This window comes from Phytoactinopolyspora endophytica, from assembly GCF_004138495.1.
GTDB classification, from domain to species: domain Bacteria; phylum Actinomycetota; class Actinomycetes; order Jiangellales; family Jiangellaceae; genus Phytoactinopolyspora; species Phytoactinopolyspora endophytica.
The window spans coordinates 126,287-134,897 of the sequence record NZ_ML142866.1 but is presented as its reverse complement, the minus strand read 5'-3'; the positions used below and the strand labels follow the sequence as shown (position 1 = coordinate 134,897).

Below are 8,611 nucleotides of genomic sequence, written 5' to 3'. Positions count from 1 at the left end.
TGGTCGACGAAGTCGACGACTCGTCCGGCGCCCTTGACGACCGGGTTGTCGCTCGCCTTCGTGTCGGTCGCCCTCGTGTCGGTCGCACCGGTGTCAGAGGGGGTGTCGGTCCGCGTCGTGCTCATGCTTCGCGCTCCCAGTAGTTCGGCCCGACTGGCTCGGTGAAGTCACTCTGCGCTACGAGAAAGCCCTCGCCGTCGACGGCGAGCGGGAGCTGCGGCAGCGCGCGGGTAGCCGGGCCGAAGATCACTTTCCCGTTGTCCGCAAGGTCGAACGTCGACTGGTGACATGGACAGAGCATGTGGTGGGTGGTGCGTTCGTAGAGGCTGATCGGGCAGCCGACGTGGGTACAGATCTTGGAATAGGCGATGATCCCGTCGATGTGCCAGTTGTCGCGGCCTTCCGCGGCGTTGATCTCCTCAGGCAGCATCCGGATCAACATGACCGGGGACTTCGCCCGCTCGTTCAGTCGCTCCGGGCCATGGTCGGGAAGATCGTGATACGTGGCGGGCATGACGTTGACCAGCTGGCCGAGCTCCAGGTGATCGGCCCTGATCGGCTCGTCCGTCACATCTGTGAGCAGCCGGACGCCTTCGGCCCAGACAGTGTTCTCCTTGGTGTTCCCCGGCGTCGGGCCGAGGTCACGGAGGAGGACAACGGCGGGCAGCGGCAACAGAGCCAACGCGCCGAACAGCGAGTTGCGGATCAGCTTGCGCCGGCCGAAACCGGTCTCGGCCGCGCCGGTGTCGAAGCTGGCAATCGCGCTCTCCCGGACATCGTCCTGGCTGCGCAAGGGCTTGCGGTTCTCGGCTATCTCCGGGGAGGTCATCAGCGCGCGCGCCCACTGAACGGCGCCGACACCGATCAGCAGCATCGCCATACCCAGCGTGATACCGAGCGCGAAGTTCGACACCTGAACGTCGCCGACATCGACGCCGCCTTCGCCGCCGTCGATGCCGAAGACGATGTAGGCGGCGATGGACGCCACGATGAACGCCGACGCCAGCATGAACATGCCGGCGACCTGGCGTTCCGCGCGTTTCGCCGCGCCCGCGTCCACATCGGTCAGCCGGGGGCCGGGTTCGTGGAACCCCGGGTCAGGGATGGGATCACCGGCGGGTGCGTGGCGTTCGACCTCGCCGGACTGCTCGGGGTGGTCGACCGGACCGTTCATATCTCCACTCTTCGCACTCACGACGACCTCCTCGCAGACGCCGATCGGGTGACGATCCAGGCGGCGAAGGCGATCAAGCCCCCGATGCCGACCAGCCACGCCCACAGGCCCTCCGAGACGGGTCCGGCGCGGCCGATGCCCAGGCCACCCGGATCGGGCTCGTTTTCCACAGACTCGAGGTACGCGATGATGTCACGCTTGTCTACCGGGTCCAGCGTCTCGTCATTGAACACCGGCATCGCCTGCGGCCCGGTGAGCATGGCCTCGTAGATGTGCTTGGGGTCGACACCCGTCAAGTTGGGTGCCTCCTGGCCGTAGGTCAGCGCACCGCCCTGGCCGGTGGTGTTGTGGCACTGCGCACAGTTGGTGCGGAAGAGCAGGCCGCCACGGGCGACGTCGACACCCTCCGCATTCGTGTCCAGCATGGCGTCGTCGGGAATCTCCGGACCAGGAGCCAGCGACTCGACGTATGCGGCGAGGGCGGCGGTCTGCTCCTCCGAGTAGGACGGCGTCTTGCGCTCGGCCTGCGCCCCAGGCGCGGCCATCGGCATCCGTCCCGTTCCCACCTGGAAATCGACTGAGGCGGCGCCGACGCCGATCAGCGACGGGCCGAGGACGGTGCCGTCATCACGGACTTGGCCTTCTCCGCCGAGTCCGTGGCACGACGCGCATCCGATCGCGAAGAGCTGGCGGCCTTCCTCGATCTGCGTGGTCTGTGCCGCAGCCGAGGCCGTCGGCGAGGACGTCGTCGACGGCGAGAGCGTGGCATATGCACTGCCGCATGCGAACAGCACCACGAGGAGGATCGCGACCGCTGCGAACGGGTGGCGGCGACGCTGGGTAAGCGCCCGGCCCAGCCACCGGCCGTTGCGACGGGACGAAGATGGGGACACGTTTCTCCTCATCACTGGACGATGTAGATGGTGAGGTACAGGGCGATCCAGACGACGTCGACGAAGTGCCAGTAGTAGGACACGACGATGGCGCTGGTGGCCTGCTGATGCGTGAACCTCCGGGTCATGAACGTGCGTCCCAGCACCAACAGGAACGCGAACAGACCGAGGGTCACGTGCAGGCCGTGGAATCCGGTGGCGAGGTAGAAGACGGAGCCATAGGGATCGCTGGAGAGCGTGAGTCCCTCGTGCATGGCCAGCTCCGCGTACTCGTACACCTGCCCGGCGATGAATATCGATCCCATGATGAACGTCAGCACGAACCACTCGCGCAAGCCCCACTGGCCGACCTTGAGCAGGCTGCCGGTCCGGCCCACCTGCCCGCGTTCAGCCCGCAGGACGCCGAGCTGGCACGTGACCGACGACAACACCAGGACGGTGGTGTTGGTCAACGAGAACGGGATGTTGAGCAGTTCGGACTGCTCCGCCCAGAGTGCCTCGTTGTTGGAACGGTGCGTGAAATAGATCGCGAACAGTGCCGCGAAGAACATGAGCTCGCTGGACAGCCAGACGATGGTGCCGACCGACGTAAGGTTCGGCCGTACCGGCGGCTGGGCATGGGCAGCGTCGACAGTCGTGGAAGCCACGTCGCCATTATGTCGGTCGTCCCTCGGCGCCGTGACGCCGCCCCGCCGTCATACCGTTTCGGATGTGGTCGATGTGCCCGCCACCGCGTGAATGCCCACCTCGGACGGCCCGGCTCACCTGGTGACATCAGGGCGGTAGCATCGTTATTGGTAACATCCAGCCCGCGTCATGCGAGCGTGTGCGAGCCACGCGCGTAGCCGTGGCACCGTGTATTCCAACGCCAGCGAGGACCAAACGATGAGCAGCACTGAGCCGAAGATGACGATCCTCGTCTACAGCGACGACCGCGCCACGCGCGACAAGGTCCGGCTGGCACTCGGCCGGCGTCCGGCCGCCGATGTGCCGCTGATCGAGTTGGTCGAGGTGGCGACTCATCCGGCCGTCATCAAGACGTTGGACGCGGGCGGTGTCGACATCGCGATTCTGGACGGGGAGGCCGCGCCGTCCGGTGGGATGGGGATCGCACGTCAGATCAAGGACGAGATCTATCAGGCACCGCCTGTGCTGCTGCTGGTCGGACGTCCGCAGGACGCCTGGCTGGCGACCTGGTCCCGGGCCGAGGCCGTCGTCTCCCATCCGCTCGACCCACGCGAGCTGGCTTCGGCAGTGGCCACATTGATGCGACGTCGCGGCGAGTTGCGGACCGCATCATGAGCGATGTGCCGCAGACCTGGCGCGGTGTGCTGTCCACGCTGGTGGCAGGTTATGACCTGCCGGTGGAATCGGCCACGTGGGCGATGAACGAGATCATGCGCGGCGAGGCGACGGAGGTGCAGATCGCGGGCTTCGTGATAGCGCTCCGGGCCAAGGGAGAGACCGTCGCCGAGGTCGAAGGCTTTGTCGAAGCCATGTACGCCAACGCGACACCGTTCGCGTACTCCGGCCCTGCTCTCGACGTGGTCGGAACCGGTGGCGACGGCGCGCACACGGTGAACATCTCCACCATGGCGGCGATAGTGGCGGCGGGCGCAGGGGCACGGGTCGTCAAGCACGGCAACCGTGCAGCGACGTCGGCGTGTGGTGCGGCCGACGTCCTGGAACGGCTGGGCCTCCGGCTCGACCTGCCGCCCGCGCGGGTGGCTGAGCTGGTCGACGAGGTCGGCATAGCCTTCTGCTTCGCTCCGGCATTCCACCCGTCCATGCGGTTTGCCGCCGTACCACGTCGTGAACTCGGCGTGCCCACGGTGTTCAACTTCCTCGGGCCGGTGGCCAACCCGGCGAGGCCGACGGCACAGGCGGTGGGCGTCGCCGATCCCCGAATGGCGGGCGTGCTGGCGGGCGTGCTGGCCGCGCGGGATGTGTCGGCGCTGGTGTTCCGCGGTGACGACGGACTCGACGAGCTGACCACCACGACCACGTCGCGCATCTGGGTGGTGCACGAGGGCGAGGTGGCCGAAGAGAGGTTCGACCCGGCGACGCTCGGGCTCGCTCCCGCGTCGCAGGAAGCCTTGCGCGGGGGAGACGCCGCCTACAACGCCGACGTCGTCCGGAAGGTCCTCATCGGTGAGGAAGGGCCGGTGCGTGACGCCGTGCTGCTCAACGCTGCGGCTGGTCTGGCGGCCTACCACAGCTCCGGCGCTCCACTGGCGGATCGGATGTCCGCAGGTCTGCAGCAGGCGACAGAAGCCGTCGACTCGGGCGCTGCCGCATCGCTGCTCGACCGCTGGATCGCTGCCGCGAGAAGCTAAGCCCGGCCAGGACGCCAGTTGCCTTGCGCCAAGGGGACATCAGCGTCCCGCGGCTGCGACGTCAGAGGTCGCGCAGGCTGCGACGTTAGAGGTCGCGCAGGCTGCGACGTCAGGGGTCGCGCAGGCTGCGACGTCAGAGGTCGCGCAGATCGGGACGAAGGATCGCCAGGCGGCGGGTTACGCTGAGCGTGCCAAGCTCGGTCGGTCTGTGGCCCGGTTGGGCTTGAGCCTGGCGATTCCTCTGTCCCAATCTGCGCGACCCCTTAATCGTTTGGCGTCTCGGCCCCGAGGGCGAAGGCCGACTCGAGGTCGTGCTTGGAGAAGGCCTGGAAAGCGATGTGCGTCTCGGTGCTGAGCACGCCGTCCACCTTGTTCAGCCGGTCGGCCACGACGTCGGCGATCTCCTCGTGCCGGCGGACCCGCACCAGGGCGACGAGGTCGAGCTCACCGGTGACCGAGTAGACCTCGCTGACACCGTCGAGAGCCGCGATCTGCTCGGCCACCTCTGGGATGCGTGCGACGTCGGTCTGGATGAACACGATCGCAGTGATCACTGGACGAATCTCCTCTCAAAGCAGGTGCGCATCGTGCGCTCGCGTGGCTCTCGCGTGAACAACGCCCCACCCGGCCGACATTACCCGGTGCCGGCCGTGGCTCCCGCTGTAGCCCGCGACGTGTGAACGGGTCGTGTCGTGAGATACGGAAGGCATGGGCTCGCTTCCCTCGGCGTTCAGGCCGACGGGCGCAACCCGCGGCGGTCCGCGAACGGCACCGCGGCGGCATGGTCAACCTCGCCGGCGGTGGCGATGCCGGCGTAGGCGGCCGCACTGGGCGCGGGGAACAACCAGTCTCCATCGACCTCTACCAGCCGCACCCCGGGTATCTCCAACCACCGCAGGACGCACTCGGCCTCCTCGGCGGTACCACCGGCGCGTGGCGGCGGAGGCTGCGGCACAGTCTCCGCGGTAGCGACCGTGGCGTCGATGTAGGGCCGCGGATCCGCGCCCGGCGGGGAGGTGCCTGCGGCGGCGAGACGAGCATGCCGAATGACATGGAACTCCCACCCGCCCGATTCCAGCCGTCTCGCCGCCACCAGCTGCCGGACCGCTGCGAGAGCACCGATCCGCTGGCAGCGCATGGCGGTACGGATGAATGTCGACAGCCGATCCCGGTGCGAAGCGGCATCCTCGTACCGCTGCCGGTTGGCCAGCGACTCGATACGCTCTCGGATCCGCCGCACGACCTGCCCTGGATCTCCGGTGAAGGCCGACCTCACGGCCTCGGCGTGTGCCGCGTACTGCTCCACGGTCTCTGCGCCGGAGCACGGCGCGCCGCAGCGATCCATCTCGGCCAGGATGCACGGGCTCTGTGGCTTCTTCGGCGACAGTCGCTGCGTGCACTGCCGGATGGGGATGGCCTCGTGCACCGCTGTCATCGCGGCTTCAGCCAGCCGGCGTGAGCCGAACGGGCCGAGGTAGGCGGCTCCGTCGTCGCTGACCTTGCGGACAACGGACAGCCGCGGAAAGGGCTCGATGGTGAGCTTGAGCCAGCTGCCCCGCTCTGGGAACCGGGACTTGCGGTTATAACGGGGCTTTCGCTCGGCGATCAGCCGCAGCTCGCGTACCTCGGCCTCCAGCGGGGTGGAGCATTCGATGCCGGTGAGCGACGAGGCGATCGCGATCATCTCGGTCATCCTGGTGCGGGTCTCTGACGCGGTGAAGTAGTTGCGGACCCGTGTGCGCATGTTCTTGCTCTTGCCCACGTAGAGTGCCCGGCCGCCGTCGTCCGCGAAGATGTAGACGCCCGGCGCAGCCGGTATCTGCTCGGCGAGATGGCGCTTGCTGCGTTGAGCCGGCGTCACGGTGCTCTGCCACAAGCTGAGCTCTTCGACCGTGTGTACGCCCACGTTGCCCAGGCGCTCGAGCAGGCCGTGCAGGACGTCCACGGTGGCACGCGCGTCGTCCAGCGCACGGTGGTTCGGGGTGGTGCTCGCCCGGAACAGCCGGGCGAGCGTGGACAGCTTGCAGTCGTGCGCCTCGTCGCGAGCGAGCACCCTGCGCGCCAGCCGGGCGGTGTCGAGCACCTGGAACATCGGCCACGCGATGCCGATCTGGTCACAAGCCGCCCGGAGGAATCCGATGTCAAAAGGTGCATTGTGTGCCACCAGCACCGATCCGCGGGCGAACTCCAGGAACGACGGAAGCGCCGAGGAGATCCGCGGTGCGTCGGCGAGCATCGCGTCGGTGATGCCGGTGAGAACGGCGATGAACGGCGGCACCGGTGACAAGGGACGCACCAGGGTGCCGAACTCACCGAGGACCTCTCCGGCGTTGACCTTCACCGCGCCGATCTCGGTGATCTCCGCGGCGTTCGGTGACCCGCCCGTCGTCTCGAGATCGACGACGACGAAGGTCGTGGATTCCAGCGGCATGCCGATCTCATCGATCGTCCCTTGTACGCCCTCCATGGACAGGCACGCTACGGGCACCCACCGACAGGGTCTCACTGCCACGCCGCTCGGCGTCCATGGCCACGAACGACGGATGGTCGCGCGAGCGAACGCGGTTGGGTTTGGTGGTGACCACTAGCCTGGAACTGTGCTTCCCGAGGCGGTACGGATGAAGGTGGTGGCTCTTGGTGCTGAGACCTTGGGCTTACTTCCCGCTGCGGACATACCCACGTCACTGCGTCCGGTGGCTCGATTCGCATCGGCGAAGCGCGTCCGTCTGGGCGGGACCGCGATAGCTGCAGGGCTCGAATCCGATGCCGCGTTCCGGATGAAGGTGTTCGAGACCGCGGCACGGCACCATCCGGATCTGGTGAGCAGCCTGGAGAACGGCCAGACGCCGCTGGCCGCCGACCCGGCGGACGTCGCCGCCGTCGCCTACCTGCAACGGCCCGACGGCTGGGAGGACCTGGTCGGCGCCGCGTCCGAGGCGATTCAACAGAAGGTAGACGAGCATCGGCAGTCCCGCGAGTCCGAAGCGGTCGCCAGAGTGCAGGCGCAACTCGACGCCGCGCGCACCAGCGCCCGGGAGATGCGTGAACGGCTCAAGGGGGAGATCAGCAGGCTCAAAGAGGAGAACGCCACGCTGCGTCGCCGGGTGCAGCACACGCGTCAACAGCTCTCCGAGTCGCGCGACGCCGAACAGGCCGCACGGTCGGACGCGGCGGAGACGACGGAACGGGCACAAGCGGCTCAGAAGGCCGCGGAGGCGGAGATGCGGCGGCTTCGCACGCGGTTGGCTGAGGCAGAGGAGGCGGCGGCGTCGTCCCGGCGTTCCGGACGCGATGAGCGCGATCTCGGCACCGCTCGGCTCACACTGCTGCTCGACACACTGGCCGAGGCGGCGAACGGGCTCCGCCGTGAGCTGGCGCTACCGGCGACGTCGCTGCGTCCGGCCGAGTCCGTACCGTCCGTCGAGCCGTCGTCGCCCGAGAGGCCGGTTGGGACGGCGCTCGGACGGAACGCCGAGGACCCTCGGTTGCTCGACGAGTTGCTGAGGCTGCCGAGGGTGCACCTCGTCGTCGACGGATACAACGTGACGAAGACCGCATGGCCGACGACGCCACTCGAGGCACAGCGTGTGCGGCTGGCACAAGGGCTCGGGGCGATATCGGCACGGACAGGTGCTGAGGTGACCTGTGTGTTCGACGGTGCCGACGTGTCCGCTCCGCCTCCGGTGGGCGCGGTCCAGGGGGTTCGGGTCCGTTTCAGCCCCGCGGGCAGGAGCGCGGACGACCTGATCAAGGACCTCGTAGCGGCGGAGCCGGAGGGGCGCGCCGTCATCGTCGTCTCCTCCGACCGCGAGATCGCTGAGGCGGTACGCCGACCCGGGGTGCACAGCGTGGAGGCCGTGGCGCTGGTGGGTCTGCTGCGCAGCTGAGAGATCGCGTTGAGCCCCGTCTCGCCACAACTTCACACCGACCGAGAAACGGCCTCCGGCCTGCGCAAACGCAGCCGGAGGTCCGATCTGGTGTCACCGTCCGCAGTAGACTTCTTCGCGTACCCGCTCAGATCGGTCAACGGCGCACCCGATAGCGCAGGTGAAGCACCCGGTTGCCCTGAATCACCACGTCAGGATCCTCCAACAGGTGCTGCGCGTCGACCGACCCGAAGTAGCGCTTGCCGGACCCGAACACGACGGGTACGACGTCCATGCGCACCTCGTCGACCAGGCCCGCGGCGAGCACCTGGCCACCGACGT

9 protein-coding genes are annotated in these 8,611 nt (G+C 67.9%); 3 read left to right on the top strand and 6 right to left on the bottom strand.

What is annotated here, in order from left to right; translation table 11 throughout:
- Positions 1–121 precede the first annotated feature (121 nt).
- Genes qcrA through ctaE form a run of 3 tightly spaced genes read right to left on the bottom strand, consistent with a single transcriptional unit; the run spans position 122 to position 2,714 of the window.
- Positions 122–1,195, bottom strand: coding sequence for a cytochrome bc1 complex Rieske iron-sulfur subunit (qcrA, locus tag ELR45_RS27535; protein ID WP_205857377.1), 1,074 nt, complete (start codon positions 1,193–1,195; stop codon positions 122–124).
- Positions 1,192–2,067 (bottom strand): cytochrome bc1 complex diheme cytochrome c subunit, encoded by an 876-nt coding sequence (gene qcrC / locus ELR45_RS27530; protein WP_240760192.1) that lies wholly within the window; start codon positions 2,065–2,067, stop codon positions 1,192–1,194. The genes qcrA and qcrC overlap by 4 nt, the downstream gene beginning before the upstream one ends.
- 11 nt (positions 2,068–2,078) lie before the next feature.
- Positions 2,079–2,714: an aa3-type cytochrome oxidase subunit III gene (ctaE, locus tag ELR45_RS27525; RefSeq protein WP_129669174.1), complete on the bottom strand. Its 636-nt coding sequence runs from the start codon at positions 2,712–2,714 to the stop codon at positions 2,079–2,081.
- A 238-nt stretch (positions 2,715–2,952) separates the two neighbouring features.
- Here ctaE and ELR45_RS27520 point away from each other — a divergent pair, with 238 nt between their 5' ends.
- Together ELR45_RS27520 and trpD are read left to right on the top strand one after the other, a co-directional pair.
- Positions 2,953–3,369 (top strand): response regulator, encoded by a 417-nt coding sequence (locus tag ELR45_RS27520; protein WP_129669173.1) that lies wholly within the window; start codon positions 2,953–2,955, stop codon positions 3,367–3,369.
- On the top strand, positions 3,366–4,403 hold the full coding sequence (gene trpD, locus ELR45_RS27515) for an anthranilate phosphoribosyltransferase (protein ID WP_129669172.1): 1,038 nt from the start codon (positions 3,366–3,368) through the stop codon (positions 4,401–4,403). Before ELR45_RS27520 ends, trpD begins: the two co-directional genes overlap by 4 nt.
- 263 nt (positions 4,404–4,666) lie before the next feature.
- Here trpD and ELR45_RS27510 read toward each other — a convergent pair whose 3' ends face one another.
- Positions 4,667–4,957, bottom strand: coding sequence for an Lrp/AsnC family transcriptional regulator (locus ELR45_RS27510; protein WP_129669171.1), 291 nt, complete (start codon positions 4,955–4,957; stop codon positions 4,667–4,669).
- A 176-nt stretch (positions 4,958–5,133) separates the two neighbouring features.
- Entirely contained in the window at positions 5,134–6,870 is a 1,737-nt protein-coding gene (locus ELR45_RS27505) for a DEDD exonuclease domain-containing protein (protein WP_129669170.1), read from the bottom strand.
- Between the two features lie 130 nt (positions 6,871–7,000).
- On the opposite strand from ELR45_RS27505, the gene ELR45_RS27500 reads away from it, so the two are divergent.
- A complete protein-coding gene (locus tag ELR45_RS27500; protein ID WP_205857376.1) occupies positions 7,001–8,290 on the top strand; it encodes an NYN domain-containing protein in 1,290 nt (429 codons plus the stop codon).
- 136 nt (positions 8,291–8,426) lie between these two features.
- Here the strand turns inward: ELR45_RS27500 and ELR45_RS41605 are convergent.
- A partial coding sequence (locus ELR45_RS41605) for a dihydrofolate reductase family protein (protein WP_240760191.1) occupies positions 8,427–8,611 on the bottom strand: 185 nt, incomplete at its 5' end.

What these genes read in the sequence shown, in the direction of transcription:
- trpD (WP_129669172.1), top strand. Translation starts at nt 3,366, where the DNA reads ATGAGCGATGTGCCGCAGACCTGGCGCGGTGTGCTGTCCACGCTGGTG.
- ELR45_RS27505 (WP_129669170.1), bottom strand. Translation starts at nt 6,870, where the DNA reads ATGGAGGGCGTACAAGGGACGATCGATGAGATCGGCATGCCGCTGGAA.
- ELR45_RS27520 (WP_129669173.1), top strand. Translation starts at nt 2,953, where the DNA reads ATGAGCAGCACTGAGCCGAAGATGACGATCCTCGTCTACAGCGACGAC.